Annotated in this window: 18 protein-coding genes; 10 read left to right on the top strand and 8 right to left on the bottom strand. The window is 55.2% G+C overall.

Annotated features, from left to right (window positions below; translation table 11 throughout):
• Positions 1-65: 65 nt before the first annotated feature.
• Complete coding sequence (locus FDX22_RS12825) at positions 66-1,214, top strand: 3-phenylpropionate MFS transporter (RefSeq protein WP_117343501.1); 1,149 nt, start codon at positions 66-68, stop codon at positions 1,212-1,214.
• On the opposite strand, the gene csiE is transcribed toward FDX22_RS12825, so the two are convergent.
• From csiE to FDX22_RS12860, 7 genes are all read right to left on the bottom strand, one after another.
• On the bottom strand, positions 1,209-2,486 hold the full coding sequence (csiE, locus tag FDX22_RS12830; RefSeq protein ID WP_146717285.1) for a stationary phase inducible protein CsiE: 1,278 nt from the start codon (positions 2,484-2,486) through the stop codon (positions 1,209-1,211). The genes FDX22_RS12825 and csiE overlap by 6 nt on opposite strands.
• Positions 2,487-2,851: 365 nt before the next feature.
• Complete coding sequence (locus tag FDX22_RS12835; protein ID WP_146717286.1) at positions 2,852-3,451, bottom strand: SIS domain-containing protein; 600 nt, start codon at positions 3,449-3,451, stop codon at positions 2,852-2,854.
• Positions 3,448-5,085 carry an FGGY-family carbohydrate kinase gene (locus tag FDX22_RS12840; RefSeq protein ID WP_096756156.1) on the bottom strand — a complete coding sequence of 546 codons (1,638 nt, stop codon included), beginning with the start codon at positions 5,083-5,085 and terminating at the stop codon, positions 3,448-3,450. Before FDX22_RS12840 ends, FDX22_RS12835 begins: the two co-directional genes overlap by 4 nt.
• A gap of 17 nt (positions 5,086-5,102) precedes the next feature.
• Positions 5,103-6,056 (bottom strand): ABC transporter permease, encoded by a 954-nt coding sequence (locus FDX22_RS12845; RefSeq protein WP_096756157.1) that lies wholly within the window; start codon positions 6,054-6,056, stop codon positions 5,103-5,105.
• Position 6,057: 1 nt separating this feature from the next.
• The gene (locus tag FDX22_RS12850) at positions 6,058-7,047 is read right to left on the bottom strand and encodes an ABC transporter permease (RefSeq protein ID WP_135911599.1); all 990 of its coding nucleotides are present in this window, start codon (positions 7,045-7,047) and stop codon (positions 6,058-6,060) included.
• A complete protein-coding gene (locus tag FDX22_RS12855; RefSeq protein WP_096756159.1) occupies positions 7,040-8,548 on the bottom strand; it encodes a sugar ABC transporter ATP-binding protein in 1,509 nt (502 codons plus the stop codon). Before FDX22_RS12855 ends, FDX22_RS12850 begins: the two co-directional genes overlap by 8 nt.
• A 103-nt stretch (positions 8,549-8,651) precedes the next feature.
• Positions 8,652-9,635, bottom strand: a complete 984-nt coding sequence (locus FDX22_RS12860; protein ID WP_096756160.1) for an autoinducer 2 ABC transporter substrate-binding protein — start codon at positions 9,633-9,635, stop codon at positions 8,652-8,654.
• Between the two features lie 413 nt (positions 9,636-10,048).
• Between FDX22_RS12860 and FDX22_RS12865 the strand changes: the two genes are divergently transcribed.
• Together FDX22_RS12865 and FDX22_RS12870 are read left to right on the top strand one after the other, a co-directional pair.
• Positions 10,049-10,687: a DUF1007 family protein gene (locus FDX22_RS12865; protein ID WP_137399747.1), complete on the top strand. Its 639-nt coding sequence runs from the start codon at positions 10,049-10,051 to the stop codon at positions 10,685-10,687.
• Entirely contained in the window at positions 10,678-11,658 is a 981-nt protein-coding gene (locus tag FDX22_RS12870) for a nickel/cobalt transporter (protein ID WP_146717287.1), read from the top strand. Before FDX22_RS12865 ends, FDX22_RS12870 begins: the two co-directional genes overlap by 10 nt.
• A 73-nt stretch (positions 11,659-11,731) precedes the next feature.
• On the opposite strand, the gene suhB is transcribed toward FDX22_RS12870, so the two are convergent.
• Positions 11,732-12,535, bottom strand: coding sequence for an inositol-1-monophosphatase (suhB, locus tag FDX22_RS12875; protein ID WP_096756163.1), 804 nt, complete (start codon positions 12,533-12,535; stop codon positions 11,732-11,734).
• 118 nt (positions 12,536-12,653) lie between these two features.
• Between suhB and trmJ the strand changes: the two genes are divergently transcribed.
• From trmJ to hscA, 7 genes are all read left to right on the top strand, one after another.
• A complete protein-coding gene (gene trmJ, locus FDX22_RS12880; RefSeq protein WP_115257779.1) occupies positions 12,654-13,385 on the top strand; it encodes a tRNA (cytosine(32)/uridine(32)-2'-O)-methyltransferase TrmJ in 732 nt (243 codons plus the stop codon).
• Between the two features lie 183 nt (positions 13,386-13,568).
• Positions 13,569-14,060: a Fe-S cluster assembly transcriptional regulator IscR gene (gene iscR, locus FDX22_RS12885; RefSeq protein WP_005120405.1), complete on the top strand. Its 492-nt coding sequence runs from the start codon at positions 13,569-13,571 to the stop codon at positions 14,058-14,060.
• 112 nt (positions 14,061-14,172) lie between these two features.
• Positions 14,173-15,387 carry a cysteine desulfurase gene (iscS, locus tag FDX22_RS12890; RefSeq protein ID WP_096756165.1) on the top strand — a complete coding sequence of 405 codons (1,215 nt, stop codon included), beginning with the start codon at positions 14,173-14,175 and terminating at the stop codon, positions 15,385-15,387.
• Positions 15,388-15,535: 148 nt separating this feature from the next.
• Positions 15,536-15,922, top strand: a complete 387-nt coding sequence (gene iscU, locus FDX22_RS12895) for a Fe-S cluster assembly scaffold IscU (RefSeq protein WP_002913991.1) — start codon at positions 15,536-15,538, stop codon at positions 15,920-15,922.
• A 20-nt stretch (positions 15,923-15,942) separates the two neighbouring features.
• A complete protein-coding gene (gene iscA / locus FDX22_RS12900) occupies positions 15,943-16,266 on the top strand; it encodes an iron-sulfur cluster assembly protein IscA (RefSeq protein ID WP_003835203.1) in 324 nt (107 codons plus the stop codon).
• Between the two features lie 200 nt (positions 16,267-16,466).
• Positions 16,467-16,982 carry a co-chaperone HscB gene (gene hscB, locus FDX22_RS12905; RefSeq protein ID WP_117343506.1) on the top strand — a complete coding sequence of 172 codons (516 nt, stop codon included), beginning with the start codon at positions 16,467-16,469 and terminating at the stop codon, positions 16,980-16,982.
• Positions 16,983-16,996: 14 nt separating this feature from the next.
• Positions 16,997-18,847 (top strand): Fe-S protein assembly chaperone HscA, encoded by a 1,851-nt coding sequence (hscA, locus tag FDX22_RS12910; RefSeq protein ID WP_096756167.1) that lies wholly within the window; start codon positions 16,997-16,999, stop codon positions 18,845-18,847.

The following is an 18,847-nucleotide window of genomic DNA, read 5'->3' on the forward strand; positions in this document are numbered from 1 at the left end:
GTTAATACTCGCTTGCGCCAGCCGGGGTTTATCGCCAGACTATCGCCTCCAAACGGGAGGGAATCATGGTTTTGCACTCCACGCGCTGGCTGGCGCTCGGTTATTTCACCTACTTTTTTAGCTACGGGATTTTTCTGCCTTTCTGGAGCGTGTGGCTCGAAGGGTTGGGGCTGACGCCTGAAACCATCGGCCTGCTGTTAGGCGCGGGGTTAATTGCCCGTTTTCTCGGTAGTTTGCTCATTGCGCCGCGCGTGAGCGATCCCTCTCGTCTGATTTCCGCTTTACGCATTTTAGCGCTGCTGACGCTGGTGTTTGCGCTGGCCTTCTGGGCGGGGACGCACGTGGCGTGGCTGATGGTGGTGATGGTCGGGTTTAACCTGTTCTTCTCGCCGCTGGTGCCGCTGACGGATGCGCTGGCGAATACCTGGCAAAAGCAAATCACCATGGACTATGGCCGGGTGCGGTTGTGGGGGTCTGTGGCCTTTGTGATTGGCTCGGCGCTGACCGGTAAGCTGGTGACCCTGTATGACTATCGGGTGATCCTGGTGCTGCTGTCACTGGCGTTGGCGTCAATGCTGCTGGGTATGATGATCCGCCCGAGCGTGCAGCCTGCGGGAGAAGTTCGCCAGCAGGAGAGTACCGGATGGCCAGCATGGCGTCAGCTTATTATGCAGAGCTGGCGCTTTCTTGCTTGCGTGAGCCTGCTGCAAGGGGCGCACGCCGCCTATTATGGTTTCAGCGCTATTTACTGGCAGTCTGCCGGGTATTCGGCGTCAGCGGTGGGCTATTTATGGTCACTGGGTGTGGTCGCGGAAGTGATTATCTTCGCTCTCAGCCACAAGCTGTTCCGCCGCTTTAGCGCCCGCGATCTGTTGCTGCTCTCCGCCGTGTGTGGCGTGGTGCGCTGGGGGTTGATGGGCTGGAGCACCGAGCTGCCGTGGCTTATCGTGGTGCAAATCCTGCATTGCGGTACGTTTACCGTGTGTCACCTGGCGGCCATGCGCTACATTGCCGCACGCCAGAGCAGCGAAGTGATTCGTTTGCAGGCGGTCTATTCCGCCATTGCGATGGGCGGCAGTATTGCCATTATGACCGTGTTCGCTGGTTACCTGTACCAGAATATGGGCAGCGGTGTATTCTGGGTTATGGCGCTGGTGGCGCTGCCCGCCATCGTCTTGCGGCCTAAAGTGACGGCGCAATCACCGGTGTTATGATTCGAGGATTTTGCGGATCTGCTGCTGCTGATGCAGCGTAAGCGACAGATCCGCATGAATCAACGGCGGTGAAAACAGCGGTAGCGGCGTGGTGTACGGGGTAATAATCAGCGCCACGCCACGCGGCGAGCCCTGTTTCTGAAAGTCCTGCATTGGCATATGTTTTACGTTCAGCGGCAGCAGGGTCAGCTCACGCAATTGCTGCTCGATATGCGTCTCCAGTCGTTCATTATTGCCCGTCAGCAGAATGATTTGCTTCTCGTGCAGATCTTTTTCCTGCATCAGCCATGCGCCAAAAATGACGGCGACCAGCCCCGCTTCTTCTTCAGAGAAATGCACTTCGTATTCCGCTTCAAATCCCTTGAGCGCTTCTCGCGTGGTGCGCACCAGCCGGGGATAGAGCCGACTGAACTCCTCCGGCAGGGTGTTATCAATGCCAATCGCGAACACGCTACGGTTCAACGCCTGAGCAAGATGCACGTACAACTGGTCGTTCAATCCTTGTTCGTCGCTGAAGCGGACGTTGCCGCTCTCGCGAAAACGTAGCACCAGTCGGGCAATGGCCAGACGCAGGCGGCGGTCCTGCTGATGGTTATCGCGAATGGGATCGGGGATGCGGATCATCGAGAACAGCAGCGCCATAAACAGCGACTCGCCCGGTGGCGCACTTTGCATCACACGGCGCTGCCAGTGACGACCGATTTCTTCGGCGAGCGCATACTCGGCGCAGGATTGCGCCCAGCGCTGTTGTAGCGGGTTAAACTCCGGGTGGAGCCCGGCGTGATGTTGCAGCAGGCTGTACTGTAAAAACAGGCGCAGAAACTGGACATCCCGGCATTCAAACGGTTTTTGCAGTCGCCGGGAACAGAGGTTGATGAGCGCATGCAGATTGGTGTCGTCATACAGCGTGCGGGCGATACCGCGTTGTTTGAGCTGCATTTTTAACGCGGGTGTGAACTGCCCGGTGATAAAGCCCGGGCACAGCCGCAGGCCGCGTCGTAGCCAGTGCAGAAAGCACAATCGTTGATTGAGTGCCGATCCTTCGATCTGGTAGCCACCATTCTGCGTGGCAATGATAGTAAGACGATGATAGCGCTGGATTTCAATCCCCGCGCCGATGATATCCTCGCGGACCACATCGACTTCGACGCCATTGAGGGTGCTAAATGTCTGGGTGGTCGCGATTTGCCCCGGCTGGAACAGCGTCAGCAGCACATGGCAGCGGCGCTGGGGAGCAGAAAGTACAGATGGCGGGGCAAGCGTTGTCATCATCTGTAGAGTCTCCCGAAAGTATGTTTGGTAAGAATAGCTAAAGTTTGCTCATAGAAATGAAGAATGGAATCCTTTCCGCCAGGAATGCTGGAGACCGTCACAGAATTTTTAACGCGAGGAACAGTGGGCGGGAGTTAAACGCAGCGCGTTAACACGTTTTTTCACTGTTTTATCTTTTGTTGCAATATAAAAAAACACTACCAGTGGCTGTACTGTTTGTCAGTTAAGCATTATGGAGAACATGTGATTCCGGCTCAGGGTCACGTTCACGGGTACTATCATTTCAGATAAGTGAAAAACATAAGGTGAACGTAGCAATATACCGGAGGCAACAGATCCATTACCTCCGGAACAGCTGTCTGGCGTTACTGCCCACGGCTCAGCGTTAATCCCACATCGCCGCCAGGATGCACGGCTAACAGCGTTTCTTTAGAGTAGCCACTCTCGCTCATCAGACAGGCGCAGGCGGCATCAAATATCGCCAGGACCAGAATAATGGAGGTGGTCGCCAGCATGTCCAGCGGATCGGCCTCGCGCTGTACGCCGGTGGAAATCACCAGCCGGGAGGCGCTGGCGATGGCGGAGTTTGGGTTTTCCGTCACGCTAATGATCGGCACGTTCCTCGCAGCCAGTCCCGGCAGCAGTCGGGTAAGCTCATCTGAATTCCCTCCGCGCGACAGCATAATCACCCGATCGTCTGCGCGTAAAAAACCCAGGTCACCATGAGCGGCGTCGGTGGCATTGAGGTAAATTGCCGGGCGTTCGACGCAGGCCAGCATATGCGCCACTTTACGCGCGGCAATGCCGGACGTGCCGACGCCGGTGACGACGATTTTTCCTGTGCAGTCGCGCAATTCGCTCATTAAAGACTGCCAGGTCTGCTCTGACAGATGCTGGCCCAATCCCGCCAGAGCCTCGCTGTAGAGTTGCCATACGCCGGTCGCCTGGGACCATGAATCACTCATGCGTCCTCCTGCATTAACTGGCGGTATTTCATATGGTCCTGGTACATCTCGTGAAAAACCCGGTATTTGCGATCGTAGTACTGCTTAATACGGTTGGTTTGCGGGGTGACCGTTTTACCAATGCGGCTCATCGCTGACATCGCTTCCGGGAAGGTATCGAACACACCTGCGGCGAGGGTTCCCATCATGGCGCTGCCCAGCAGCATGGCTTCACTTTCTTCCGGTAGCAGCATCGCACAGCCGGTGGCGTTGGCATGTTCCTGCACGAAAATTGGGTTTTTCGTGCCGCCGCCGCTGGCCATAATGGTATCGATGGTATACCCGCTTTGGTTCATCGTTTCGATAATATGCCGCGTCCCCAGCGCAATGGCCTGAATGGTCGCCAGATACTGCAGCGCCATATCTTCCGGCGTCCGGGACAGCTTCAAGCCGGTAATTGCACCGGTGAGCGTAGGGTTGGCGCGCGGGGAACGGTTACCGTGGAAATAGGGCAGAATGTGCATATCGCGGGTCAGAAAGGCGATATCTTCCGGTTCGCCGGCCATTTTACGCAGCAGCGCATTCAGCACTTCGTAAATGGTCTGCCCCTGTGATTTTGCCTGCGCCAGCAACGTGTCGTAGCACGGGTGTGACTGAATAACGTGGTCGATTAACGCGCCGGTGGCCGACTGTCCGCCTTCGTTGAGCCAGTATTGCGGCAGGACGGCGGAGTAGTAAGGACCCCAGACGCCGCTGATAAAGCGCGGCTCTTTAGAAATTGCCATATGACCGGTGGACGTGCCGCCAATCAGCGCGACGCGGCGGTCAAAATCAGCCACTTCGCCGGTCACACCGCTGGCGCCGAGGGTGCCCAGCGTTCCGGCGTGGGCATCAATAATCGACACGCTGACCGCGGTCCCTGGGATCAGACCCATTTCGCTGGCGGCCCGTGCAGAAAGGCCATGACCGAGCGGTTCCCCCATCGTTTTCACGTCGCGGCCAATTTTAGCGGCATCGTGCTCCAACAAGTCTTCCAGCCCAATCTGGCGGAAATAGCTGGCATCCCATTTGTCCTCATGACCCATATAGGTCCATTTACACACCGTCGAGCACAGCGAGCGCGTGTCGTCGCCTGTCGCGCGCCAGGTGAGGAAATCCGGCAGGTCAAAGTAGTAGCCTGCATTGGCCCAGGTGTTGGGCATATGCTGCTTCAGCCACAGCAGTTTTGGCGTTTGCATTTCCGGCGAGATAATCCCGCCGACGTAGTCCAGCACTCGATGATGCAGGGCGTTAATGCGCTCGGCTTGAGTAATGGCGCGGTGATCCATCCACACAATAATGTTTTGTTCGCTGCGCCCGGAAGGGCTGATGGTCAGCGGTTTACCTTCTTTATCGAGCACCACCAGCGAGCAGGTGGCGTCGAAGCCCAGACCTTTCACCTGAATCGGGTTGATATCTGACTGGTTAATCGCATCACGAACCGCGTTACACACTGCCTGCCAGATGTTATCTGAGGATTGCTCAACGAAATCGGCCTGCGGACGGTAAATCTCAATCGCCCGGCTAGCCTGACCGACCATTCTGCCGTTGAGATCAAACACGCCTGCACGGGCGCTACCGGTTCCGACATCTACACCAATAAAGTAACTTGCCATAATTTTTTCTCCTGGAATCAGGCTTTACGATTCTGTAATGCGATAAAGAGGATCAGCACCGCGCCCCACAGCGCCATCGTCAGATAGCTACTGACCCCCAGCAAGTTAAGGCCGCTTTCCAGCATTTGCAGCACAATGAGCGCCAGCACCAGGCCGATAATACGCCCGAAGCCGCCATCCGGGTTGATGCCACCCAGCACCGAGGCGAGGATGGTGACCAGCAGATAGGATTCGCCGTATCCGGCTTTTGCCGAGTTAAATTTCGCCATCATCAGGATGGCGGCTACCCAGCCGAGCAGGGCCGAAATGACGTACACGGAGATCTGTACCCGTACCGTATTCACGCCGCTGTAGCGGGTTGCCTGTTCGTTGGACCCGACGAGATACAGGCTGCGCCCAAGTGTGGTGTGTTCCAGCAACACCCACAGCAGGATGGCCACGAGGAAAAAGAGCAGTAGCGCCACCGGGATACCGGCAATCGTGCCGTTACCCAGGTATTGAATAGCGGTCGGGAAGCCGGAAATGACCGTGCCGTTAGAGAGCAGAATATTCAGCCCGGAGATAAGTGTCATGGTGCCGAGCGTGGCGAGGATCGGCGACACGCCGACCCAGGCGATCAGCGCGCCGTTCAGCGTACCAATGGCTACCGCCACGGCAGCTCCCGCCAGCAGGGCGATGACCAGGAACAGAGGGTTATCCGGATGGGCGACAATGATTGCCGCCATTACCAGCGAGCAGGCGTTAGCTCCGGCAATAATGGACAGGTTAATGCCGCCGGTCAGCATGGTCATGCCCATTCCCAGCGCCAGCATGCCGAGGATCGGTAGCTGTGAGCTGATGGACTGGAAGTTAGCCACGCTGAAAAAACGGCTGCCAAGCAGGGCCGAGAAGACCAGCGCGACGACCACAATAATGATGCATTGCAGACGAATGATGGCATCACCGGGTAAAAATCTGGCGATTGTTTTCATCTCAAAGCTCCCTTGCCAGTTTACGTTTTTCGTTCCAGGCCGTGGCGCTAATGCTGACCAGGATAATGGCGCCGCTGAACACGGTGTGCCAGTAAGAGGAGACGCTCAGCAGCGTCAGGCCGTTTTGTAAGAAGGCCAGCAGGACAACGCCGAGCAACGTTCCGGTCAGGGTACCGCGTCCACCGCTCATGCTGGTTCCCCCGAGCACGACCGCCGCCAGTACCGTCAACTCAAAACCGAGCAGGGAGTTGGGCGCGACGGATTGGGTGATTTGCGCCTGCACCACGGCGGCAACGCCTGCCAGAATCCCCATGTAGCCGTACACGTAGAAATGCAGCTTCAGCAAATTCAGACCCAGGCGCGACGCCGCGTCGCGGTTGCCGCCCATGGCGTAAACCTGGCGGCCGAGGCGGGTATAGTTCATCAGTACGGCAGTCACAATAATCACCGCCGCCAGACACAGCAGGGGCAGGGTCAGTCCGTAGTCGTAGCCGTCCGCTGCGGTGAACGAGAACCAGTTGATGCCGTTCATGAACCAGTCCGGGAAGCCATACAGCCAGGTACCTTTAGTGGCGTACACCAGCAGACCGTAGTAGACGTTCAGCGTGGCGATGGTAATGATGATCGCCGGTACGCGCAGCCAGTAGACCAGAAAGCCGTTAATAAGCCCGAGCAGCAGTCCGACGGCAATGGCAATAACCAGCGCCAGCGCAAAGTTGCCGCCGTGGCCGATCACCCAACTGGCCATCGCGTACTGGGCAATGGCGGTCATCGCCGGGAATGAAATATCGATCCCACCGGAAATCAGCACCACAAACAGGCCGCAGGCCAGAATGCCGAGAATGGCGTAGCTGGTGGCGACGTCCGTAAGGTTCCCCAGCGACAGGAACTCATCGGTACTAACGCTTAGTCCTACGGCGAGTGCCACCACCAGCAGGCCCAGCCAGAATTCATGTTGCCCGAGCAAACGGGAGAAATGCAGACTATTCATTGATGACCTCGACCACTTCAGCAATCTCCTCTTCACGACACTGATGAGGATTAAATTCCGCCACCAGTTTGCCGCGACGCATCACCAGCACGCGGTGGCTGTTGTAATAGGCTTCCGGGATCTCATCGCAGATCATCAGCACCGCCATTCCCTGCTCGGCCAGATCGCGGGCAATCTGGTAAATGCCCTCTTTGTTGGCAATGTCGACGCCAACGGTGGGGGAGTCGAGGATCAGGATGCGCGGATGGGTCGCCACCCATTTGGCAATGGCGATACGCTGGGCGTTGCCGCCGGATAGCGTTTTGACCGGCAGGTGCGGATCGGACACTTTGATGTTCAGCTCGCGGATAAGATCAGCGACCAGCTTCTGTGCTTTAGCATGGTCGAGCAGGCCGCTGCGGGTGTGCAGTTGATCGAAGACCGTGACGATAGTGTTGTCGTAGATCGACTGCTCCATGATCAGTCCCTGCGTCAGGCGATCTTCTGAGACGTAGCCGATCCCGTGCTGAATGGCATCGTGGTTATTACGCAACCGGACCGGCTGACCGTTAATGCGCATTTCACCGCTCTCTGGGTGGGTCATGCCAAACAGGCTCAGACACAGCTCGGTGCGCCCGGCGCCCAGCAGGCCGACAATCGAGACAATTTCACCACCGTGCAGCGACAAATTAATATTCTGGTATTTTCCGCGACGGCTCAGGTTGCGCAGTTCCAGCAACGGTTCGTGGGAGTCGAATGACTTCTCCGGCAGCGGGCTGTAATGGAAGCGTTGCCCGGTCATCAGGAAGGCCAGTTCGTGGCTGTCCAGTTCGCTGGCAGGATACGTGCCGACCAGTTTCCCGTCGCGCATCACGCTGATCCGGTCAGCCACCTCCATCACTTCATCAAGACGATGGCTGACAAATACCACGCAAATGCCGGCGGCTTTCAGTTCGTTAACCACCCGCAGCAGGCCGTTGACTTCCTGACGGGTTAACGAGGCGGTGGGTTCATCCATGATGACCAGCCGTGCGTCGGCGGCAATCGCCCGGCAAATCGCCACCAGTTGGCGGTCGGCGATGGAGAGTTTCTCGACCTTTTTGTCCGGATCGAGGGTTACGCCAATGCGCTTCATGGCTGCCAGCGCTTGTTGTTTCATGGCGCCGCGACGTACCCAGATATCACCGCCGGGCAGGTAGCGGTTAACCGCAATATTTTCCGCGACGCTAAAATTGGGGAATAGCGACAGATCCTGATAGATGACCTGGATGCCATAGTGAGAAGAAAGCTGTGGCGTCAGGTGATGGAACAGCTTGCCATCAAGTAAAATCTGCGCGCCTTTTTCAGGGTGATAGACCCCGGAGATCACTTTAATGATGGTGCTCTTGCCACAGCCGTTTTGGCCCGCCAGACAGTGAACTTCGCCTTTTTTCAGCGTCAGATTCACGTTATCCAGCGCCAGCACGCCCGGGAATTGTTTGCTGATATTCTCAAGAGTGATAAATGCGGTGGTGTCTGCCATGGACAATACCCCTGCGAGCGTCCTGACGGACGCTGAGTGTGAGTGTGGTGGATAGCGCCGACCAGGCGGTCGGCGTTAAGGTTCCCTGGTGTTGGCTAAAGCCTTAGAAACCGAGTGATTGCGCGTTGTCTTTGGTGACTTCGAGGATCTTGTTAAAACGGATCACTTTCTTCTCCATGTCGATATCGGCTTTCCCTAAACCATCGATACTCAGATCGGTATTGACCTCTTTGCCTTGCAGCAGTTGGTCAGCAACCGTCACCAGTGCGTAGCCCGCATCTTTCGGGTCCCACAACAGTGCTTTTTTGATATCTCCACGCATCAGGTAAGGTGCGGCCTGGGCTGGCATGGCGATACCGACGACGGCAATTTTATCCTTGGCGCGTTTTTTCTGTACGGCCTGGCCTGCCCCAATTGGACCCAGTGAACCGAAGCCGATAATCCCTTTCATTTGCGGATAGGTTTTCATCAGATCCAGCGTCGTGGAATAGGACTTATCAATACTTTCCGCTACCGGCAGACGCGAGGTCACTTCGAACATCTCCGGGTATTTTTCTTTCTGATACTTAATCGCATAGTCGGCCCATGCGTTATGCAACGGCACGGTCAGCGAACCGACATAGATGGCATAACCCCCTTTGCCGCCCATACTTTTCGCCAGCTCATCAACGTTGGCCTGCGCATATTTTTCACTGTCGATGGTTTCGATATCCCACTGGCCGATTTGCTCGTCCGGGGATTCGTGCGTCAGGACCACAATGCCTTTCTCGCGTGCTTTTTTCAGTACCGGCTCAAGGACCTTGGCATCGTTTGGCACTACGATTATCGCATTCACGTTTTTGGCGATCAGATCTTCAATCACTTTCACCTGCTGAGCCGGGTCTGGCGTAGACGGACCGGTCTGGTAAGCGTTCACATCCAGTTTTTTTGCTGCTTCGTTAACGCCGGTCTCCATACGGTTAAACCAGGGAATACCAGTGACTTTGGCAACCACAGCAATTTCATATTTTTCCGCCGCAAAGGACGTGCCGGACAACATGCATGCAGAAACCAGGGTTGCACTGAGTAATGCGAGTTTGAATTTCATAGTTGTACCTTTAGTAGGGGGCAGGGCATGTCACGGCGTGAGGTTAACAACGAAGGGAAGAGGGAATGAATCATAAATCCTATGAATGTGATCTATGCCCATTTTTGTAAATTACAGGATCTATTTGAGTTAATTTTTAGTTAAATATGAAGGCTTTCGCGTGTGTGAAGTCAAATTTATTGTTATCAAACAATTAAAATGAAACTAAATATTAACATTTTGTTATCATTTGCATTAAGGGGATGCGGTAAATCCTCTTTTTTTCCGTTGCCAACGATGAACAAATTTTCGAAATTGAGAACTGAATCGATACCGGAAAAGGGGCTCAATATTTTATCGTTCAATGCTATCCTCAGCGTATTCTCGCCAACGACGTCCTTTTGATGGCGGGCTGGATTTATTGTGGAGAAATCATGCCGCGTGTTAAACGCATCATTGTCACGTTGTTTCTGGTCGTCCTGTCTTTTGGCGCGGGCGCGCATCCTCACAGTTTTATTCATCTGAAAACCGAACTGGTGAGTGAAAATAACCAGTTTGTGGCGTTGAAAATGCGCTGGACGATGGATGAAATCACCTCCGCTGACCTGCTGTACGATGCGGGCAATGCCAAACCGGGGGATGAGATCTGGAAAAAACTGGCTGCGGAAGTGATGGCCAATGTCCTCGGACAGCACTATTTCACCGAAGTGTGGCACAACGGGCAAAAGGTAAAATTTAAAAATCGCCCGACGGAATATGGCATGGAGCGCGAGGAACATCAGGCGGTGCTGACGTTTGTACTGCCGTTGGCCCAACCACAGCCGCTTGCCGGACAGACTTATAGTATTTCCACGTTTGATCCCACCTACTACGTGGATATGAGTTACGACCAGGACCGCGATGCCACGCTGGCGCCGGGCTTCAGCAAGCAATGCCGGATTAGCGTGCATACCCCGACGCCTAATGAACAAACGCTGAGCTTTGCGCAGTCACTGGATAAAGAAGACGCGCCGCCGGAGGATATGGAGTTGGGTAAACAATTTGCGCAGACGGTAACGCTACAATGTCAGTAGTTTATCAACAACGCGTAGCCAGACGCCGCTGGCTAATGCTATGGCCACTGGCGCTCTTTTTACTGCTGGCGATCGGTGGCGTGCTGTGGATCTGGCAGGCCTGGCCGCAGGTGATGGTGCAAAGTATTCTCTGGCAACGGGACGTTAACCAGCAGATGAGCGGCTTGCTGAAAGCGGTGGCCGCCAATCCCACCCGTACGGGCGGATCGCTGCTGCTGTTTAGCTTTATTTATGGGGTATTGCACGCGCTGGGTCCGGGGCACGGAAAAATCGTCATCACCACCTGGCTGGCGACGCATCCCTCGAAGCTGAGGTCGAGCATCGGGCTGACGCTGGCCTCGTCCTTATTACAGGGGCTGGTGGCGATCGGTCTGGTCGTTGTGGTGCTCACGGTACTGCAACTGCCCGCCCGGCAACTGCATATGAGCAGTTTCTGGCTGGAGAAAGCCAGCTATGCGCTGGTCGGCGTGTTGGGGGTTTTACTGTGTTGGCGGGCGTTAAAAAAATTACGCACGCTGCTGCGTCGCCCGACATTTACCGCGTTCACACCGCATCATGTGCATGATGAACGCTGTGGTTGCGGGCATCAGCATGTGCCCAACCCGGAACAGCTGCAAAGCGGCGATGACTGGCGCGCCCGGCTGATGATCATTCTCTCGATGGGAATGCGCCCTTGTTCCGGCGCCATAATGGTGCTGCTGTTTAGTAAAGTGGTGGGCGTCTTTGGCTGGGGCATGGCGTCGGCGCTGGCGATGGCAGCGGGAACCTCTCTGACCATTACTTCTCTGGCATTACTGGTACACAGTTTTCGGACGATGGCGCTGAAACTCAGCGGCAATAAAGCGCCGGTATTGTGGCGACAGATGGCCTGGACCACGCTGGCACTGGCCGGTGGTGCGATTTTAGTGGTTGCTGCGGTGGTGATGTGGGTGAGTGCGGTGCCGGTGGGAAGGGGATTACGACCGTTTTAGGTTAGTAAGCGGTATGAGTATGAAATGTAGGCCGGATAAGACGCGTCAGCGTCGCATCCGGCACCACAACTGATTAACGCTTCAGCGCGTCGCTCAGTTCGTCACGCATGTTCGCCAGCATGGCTTTCACTACGCGCGGGTTACCTGCAACGATGTTGCCGGTTGACATGTAGTTATGACCGCCGGTGAAGTCGCATACCAGTGCGCCTGCTTCACGTGCAATCAGTTCACCTGCGGCAAAATCCCACGGCTTCAGGCCGATTTCGAAGTAACCATCAACGCGTGCGGCGGCAACATAGGCCAGATCCAGCGCAGCAGAACCGGTGCGGCGGAAGTCAGCGCATTCGGTGTACATTTTGCCGAGGATCTTCATATAAGAAGGGGCGTGCTGTTTGGCTTTGAACGGGAACCCGGTGGCGATGATGGTGCCATCCAGATCGCGAGCGGTGCTGCCACGCAGACGGTAGCCGTTCAGCTGTGCGCCCTGACCGCGCGTTGCGGTGAACAGTTCGTTACGCATTGGATCGTAAACAACGGCGACTTCAGTACGGCCTTTAATGCGTACTGCGATGGATACCGCGAAGTGCGGCAGACGTTTTACGAAGTTGGTGGTGCCATCCAGTGGATCGATAACCCATTGAACATCCAGATCTTCACCAATATGTTCACCGCTTTCTTCGGTGATGATGGTGTGCTGAGGGTAAGATTTGCGGATTGTTTCGATAATAATCGCTTCTGCGGCTTTATCGACGTTAGTCACGAAATCATTGCTGCCTTTCTGGCTGGTTTCTACAGAGTCTGGTGTTTCGTAGTGTTTGGCAATTACATTACCCGCCTTGCGCGCTGCGCGCACGGCGATGGTCAGCATCGGATGCATCGGTCTCTCTCACTGGATGTTAAAGAACGGGAAAACGGCGCAGAGTATAGCAGCGAGTTCGGTATATGTCTTCGTTTTATGATAATATGGCCGAATAATCTTTAGCCGAAGAAAGACAATGCTGCAAAATATTCGAATTGTGCTGGTGGAGACCTCTCACACCGGCAATATGGGCTCCGTTGCCCGCGCAATGAAAACCATGGGTTTAACCAATCTGTGGCTGGTGAATCCGCTGGTCAAACCTGACTCCCAGGCCATCGCCCTGGCGGCCGGTGCCAGCGACGTGATCGGTAATGCGCAAATCGTCGATACCCTCGATGAAGCGCTGGCTGGCTGTAGTCTGGTGGTCGGAACCAGCGCGCGCTCCCGTACCTTGCCGTGGCCGATGCTCGACCCGCGCGAATGCGGTTTAAAAAGCGTCGCCGAAGCGGCGAACACCCCGGTTGCGCTGGTATTTGGTCGTGAACGTGTAGGTCTGACCAACGACGAACTGCAAAAATGCCATTATCACGTCGCGATTGCCGCGAACCCGGAATACAGTTCGCTGAACCTGGCGATGGCAGTTCAGGTCATTTCTTATGAAGTGCGAATGGCCTGGCTGGCAACGCAGGAAAGCGGTAAGACGGCAGAATACGAAGAAACCGAGTATCCGCTGGTCGATGATTTAGAGCGTTTTTACGGTCATCTGGAACAGACGCTACTGTCGACGGGCTTTATCCGCGAGAACCATCCGGGGCAGGTGATGAACAAACTGCGTCGTCTGTTCACGCGTGCGCGTCCTGAGAGCCAGGAACTGAATATTCTGCGCGGAATGCTTGCTTCTATAGAGCAGCAGAATAAAGGAAAGTAGGCCGGATAAGCGAAGTGCTATCCGGCAAATGAAAACGGCACTGAAGGTTAAATACCTGACTAATTTAGTCAAGTAAATAGTTGACTGATTTAGTCGGGAATGTCAGACTTGCCCCTGCTATGCAATACCCCCATTTTACAATAAAAAACCCCGGGCAGGGGCGAGTTTGAGGCTAAGTAAGACATGAGACTGACATCAAAAGGGCGTTATGCCGTGACCGCAATGTTGGACGTTGCGCTCAACTCCGAAACGGGCCCGGTACCGTTGGCTGATATTTCTGAACGTCAGGGCATTTCCCTGTCGTACCTGGAGCAGCTGTTCTCCCGTTTGCGTAAAAACGGTCTGGTTTCAAGCGTACGTGGACCAGGCGGCGGGTATCTGCTGGGTAAAGATGCAGGCAGCATCGCAGTAGGTGAAGTCATTAGCGCTGTTGACGAGTCGGTAGATGCCACCCGTTGTCAGGGCAAAGGTGGTTGTCAGGGCGGCGATAAGTGCCTGACCCACGCGCTGTGGCGCGATCTGAGCGACCGTCTGACGGGTTTTCTCAACAACATTACGTTGGGTGAACTGGTGAATAACCAGGAAGTCCTGGATGTGTCTGGACGCCAGCACACGCATGACGCTCCACGCAGCACCCGCACGCAAGACGCGATCGACGTTAAGTTACGCGCATAATAAAAGTATTTTAGAATCAGGCCGGGGTGTTGGACACCCCGTTAACTCGGCCGTACATCCAGCCGGTTGCCTGGTTCCTTGCATTGAAGCGATGTACGGAGTTTATAGAGCAATGAAATTACCGATCTATCTCGACTACTCCGCAACCACGCCGGTGGACCCGCGTGTTGCCGAGAAAATGATGCAGTGTCTGACCCTGGACGGAAACTTTGGTAATCCAGCGTCCCGTTCTCACCGTTTTGGCTGGCATGCTGAAGAGGCGGTAGATATCGCCCGTAATCAGATTGCTGACCTGGTGGGTGCCGATCCGCGTGAAATCGTCTTTACTTCCGGCGCGACCGAATCCGACAACCTGGCGATTAAAGGTGCGGCCAACTTTTATCAGAAAAAAGGTAAGCACATCATCACCAGCAAAACGGAACACAAAGCCGTGCTGGACACCTGTCGTCAGCTGGAGCGCGAAGGGTTTGAAGTCACCTACCTCGCCCCGCAGCGTAACGGCATTATTGACCTGAAAGAACTCGAAGCGGCGATGCGTGATGACACCATCCTCGTTTCTATTATGCACGTGAACAACGAAATTGGCGTGGTGCAGGATATCGCGGCTATCGGCGAAATGTGCCGTGCGCGTGGCATCATCTATCACGTTGATGCGACCCAGAGCGTGGGCAAACTGCCTATCGACCTGAGCCAGCTGAAAGTTGACCTGATGTCCTTCTCCGGTCACAAAATCTACGGTCCGAAAGGTATCGGCGCACTGTATGTTCGTCGTAAACCGCGTATCCGCATCGAAGCACAGATGCACGGCGGTGGTCACGAGCGCGGCATGCGTTCTGGTACGCTGCCTGTCCACCAGATCGTGGGTATGGGTGAAGCTTACCGTATCGCGAAAGAAGAGATGGAAACCGAGATGGCGCGCCTGCGCAGTCTGCGTAACCGTCTGTGGAACGGCGTGAAAGACATGGAAGAGGTCTACCTGAATGGTGATCTTGAGCATGGCGCACCGAACATCCTTAACGTCAGCTTTAACTACGTTGAAGGCGAGTCGCTGATCATGGCGCTGAAAGATCTGGCCGTTTCTTCCGGTTCTGCCTGTACGTCTGCAAGCCTGGAACCTTCCTACGTGCTGCGCGCGTTGGGTATGACTGACGAGCTGGCACACAGCTCAATCCGTTTCTCTTTAGGTCGTTTCACTACCGAAGAAGAGATTGACTACACCATCGATCTGGTTCGCAAGTCTATCGGCCGTCTGCGTGAACTTTCCCCGCTGTGGGACATGTTCAAACAGGGCGTAGACATCAACAGTATTGAATGGTCACATCATTAATCGGTATACCCGTCATACTTCAAGTTGCAGATGCGTTGGCCGCGCTCGCTCACCCCAGTCACGTACTTATGTACGCTCCTGGGGATTTGCTCCCTTGCCGCCTTCCTGCAACTCGAATTATTTAGGGTACACATAAGGAGAATTCATCATGGCTTACAGCGAAAAAGTAATCGATCATTATGAGAATCCACGTAACGTGGGTTCTTTTGACAACAGCGACGAGAACGTGGGCAGCGGTATGGTGGGTGCACCGGCCTGTGGCGACGTGATGAAGTTGCAGATCAAAGTCAACAATGAAGGTATCATTGAAGACGCGCGTTTTAAGACTTATGGCTGCGGTTCCGCCATAGCCTCCAGCTCCCTGGTTACCGAATGGGTGAAAGGGAAATCGCTGGACGAAGCACAGGCGATTAAAAACACCGATATCGCAGACGAGCTTGAACTGCCACCGGTGAAAATTCACTGTTCTATTCTGGCTGAAGACGCGATTAAAGCCGCGATTGCGGATTACAAAAGCAAACGTGAAGCAAAATAATTAAGAGTTGAGGTTTTATTATGTCGATTACCTTAAGCGACAGTGCAGCAGCGCGAGTAAATACCTTCCTGGCAAACCGTGGTAAAGGGTTTGGCCTGCGCCTGGGTGTGAGAACCTCCGGCTGCTCAGGTATGGCCTATGTACTGGAATTTGTTGACGAGCCGGCGGCTGAAGATACCGTGTTTGAAGACAAAGGCGTTAAAGTCGTGATCGACGGTAAAAGCCTGCAATTTCTGGACGGTACGCAGTTAGACTTCGTCAAAGAAGGTCTGAACGAAGGGTTTAAGTTCACTAACCCTAACGTGAAAGACGAGTGTGGATGCGGCGAAAGCTTCCACGTGTAACGCGTTCCTCTGTTATACCGATTAATTCGTGATGCAGAAAGGCGGCAAGCGAGTGAATCCCCAGGAGCTTACTTGAGTAAGTGACTGGGGTGAACGAGTGTAGACAACGCATCTGCTGCGCGAAGTAAGAAGGTATAACCCCACCGTGGCCTTGCTGCTACGTGTGGGGTTTGTTCTAACAGGCTACCCCTGAGAATGTTATGGACTACTTCACCCTCTTTGGCTTACTGGCCCGCTATCAGCTCGATACTCAGGCGCTGAGCCTCCGTTTTCAGGATCTACAACGTCAGTATCATCCTGATAAATTTGCCAGCGGTTCCCAGGCGGAACAACTTGCTGCAGTTTCGCAGTCCGCTACGATCAACCAGGCCTGGCAAACGCTGCGTCATCCCTTGATGCGCGCTGAATACTTACTGTCTTTACACGGCTTTGATATCAGAAACGAGCAGCACACGGTGCGCGATACCGCGTTCTTGATGGAGCAACTCGAGCTGCGCGAAGAGCTGGACGAGATTGAACAGGCTAAAGACAGTGAACGTCTGGATGCGTTGATGAAACGCATCAACGAGATGTACCAGGTTCGCCATCAGTTGATGGTCGAACAGCTGGACAGCGAAGCGTGGGACGTGGCGGCTGAGACCGTGCGTAAACTGCGTTTTCTCGATAAACTGCGAAGCAGTGCAGAACAACTCGAAGAAAAACTGCTCGATTTTTAATTTCGGAAGCGAAAATGGCCTTATTACAAATTAGTGAGCCTGGTCTGAGTGCCGCACCGCACCAGCGTCGTCTGGCGGTAGGCATTGACTTAGGCACCACCAACTCTCTGGTCGCGACCGTACGCAGCGGCCAGGCCGAAACGCTGGCTGACCACGAAGGTCGCCACCTGTTGCCGTCAGTGGTTCACTATCAGCAGCAGGGCTACGCTGTCGGCTACGATGCCCGTGCCAACGCGGCGCTGGATACTGCAAACACCGTCAGTTCGGTAAAACGTATGATGGGGCGCTCGCTCGCGGATATCCAGGCGCGTTATCCGCATCTGCCGTATACGTTCCAGGCAAGCGAAAACGGCCTGCCGATGATCGAAACCGCAGCGGGTTTGCTCAATCCGGTACGCGTGTCCGCCGATATTCTCAAAGCACTGGCCGCACGGGCGACCGAAGCGCTGTCCGGTGAACTGGACGGTGTGGTGATCACTGTTCCCGCCTATTTTGATGACGCGCAGCGTCAGGGTACCAAAGACGCCGCGCGTCTGGCGGGCCTGCACGTGCTGCGTCTGCTGAACGAACCGACCGCTGCCGCGATTGCCTATGGCCTGGATTCGGGTCAGGAAGGCGTGATTGCGGTCTATGACCTCGGCGGCGGCACGTTTGATATTTCTATTCTGCGCCTGAGCCGTGGTGTGTTTGAAGTGCTGGCGACGGGCGGCGATTCCGCGCTCGGTGGTGATGATTTCGACCATCTGCTGGCAGATTATATTCGCGAGCAGGCGGGTGTGGCCGATCGCAGCGATAACCGCGTACAGCGCGAGCTGCTCGATGCCGCGATCGCCGCCAAAATTGCACTCAGCGATGCTGAATCCGTCACGGTTAACGTGGCCGGGTGGCAGGGTGAAGTTACCCGCGAAACCTTTAACGAACTGATTTCCGCCCTGGTTAAGCGCACGCTGCTGGCCTGCCGTCGTGCACTGAAAGATGCCGGCGTTGAGGCGCAGGACGTTCTGGAAGTCGTGATGGTCGGTGGTTCAACACGCGTACCGCTGGTGCGTGAACGCGTGGGTGAGTTTTTTGGTCGCACGCCGCTGACCTCTATCGACCCGGACAAAGTGGTGGCTATCGGTGCGGCTATCCAGGCGGATATTCTTGTCGGCAACAAGCCTGACAGTGAAATGCTGCTGCTGGACGTCATCCCGCTGTCCCTGGGGCTGGAAACCATGGGCGGTCTGGTGGAGAAAGTGATCCCGCGTAACACCACCATTCCGGTGGCCCGCGCGCAGGACTTCACCACCTTCAAAGATGGCCAAACGGCGATGTCGATTCATGTGATGCAGGGCGAGCGTGAACTGGTGCAGGATTGCCGTTCTCTGGCGCGTTTTGCACTGCGTGGCATTCCGGCGCTGCCGGCGGGTGGGGCGCATATTCGCGTGACCTTCCAGGTTGATGCCGATGGACTGCTGAGCGTCACGGCCATGGAGAAATCCACCGGCGTGGAATCCTCTATCCAGGTCAAACCGTCCTACGGTCTGACGGACAACGAAATCGCTTCCATGATCCAGGATTCGATGAGCTTTGCCGAGCAGGATGTAAAAGCCCGCATGCTGGCAGAGCAGAAAGTTGAAGCTGCACGCGTACTGGAGAGTTTATCCGGTGCGTTGAACGCTGATGCCGCGCTGTTAAGCGCCGCAGAACGTCAGGCCATCGACGCCGCCGCCGCGCATTTGAGCGAGGTTGCACAGGGTGACGATGTTGACGCTATCGAACAAGCCATTAAAAACGTAGACAAACAAACCCAGGAATTCGCCGCTCGCCGCATGGACAAGTCCGTCCGTAGCGCGCTGAAAGGCCATTCCGTGGACGAGGTTTAA

The sequence above is a fragment of the Citrobacter sp. TBCS-14 genome (genome assembly GCF_005280805.1).
Classification (GTDB): Bacteria; Pseudomonadota; Gammaproteobacteria; order Enterobacterales; family Enterobacteriaceae; genus Citrobacter; species Citrobacter gillenii.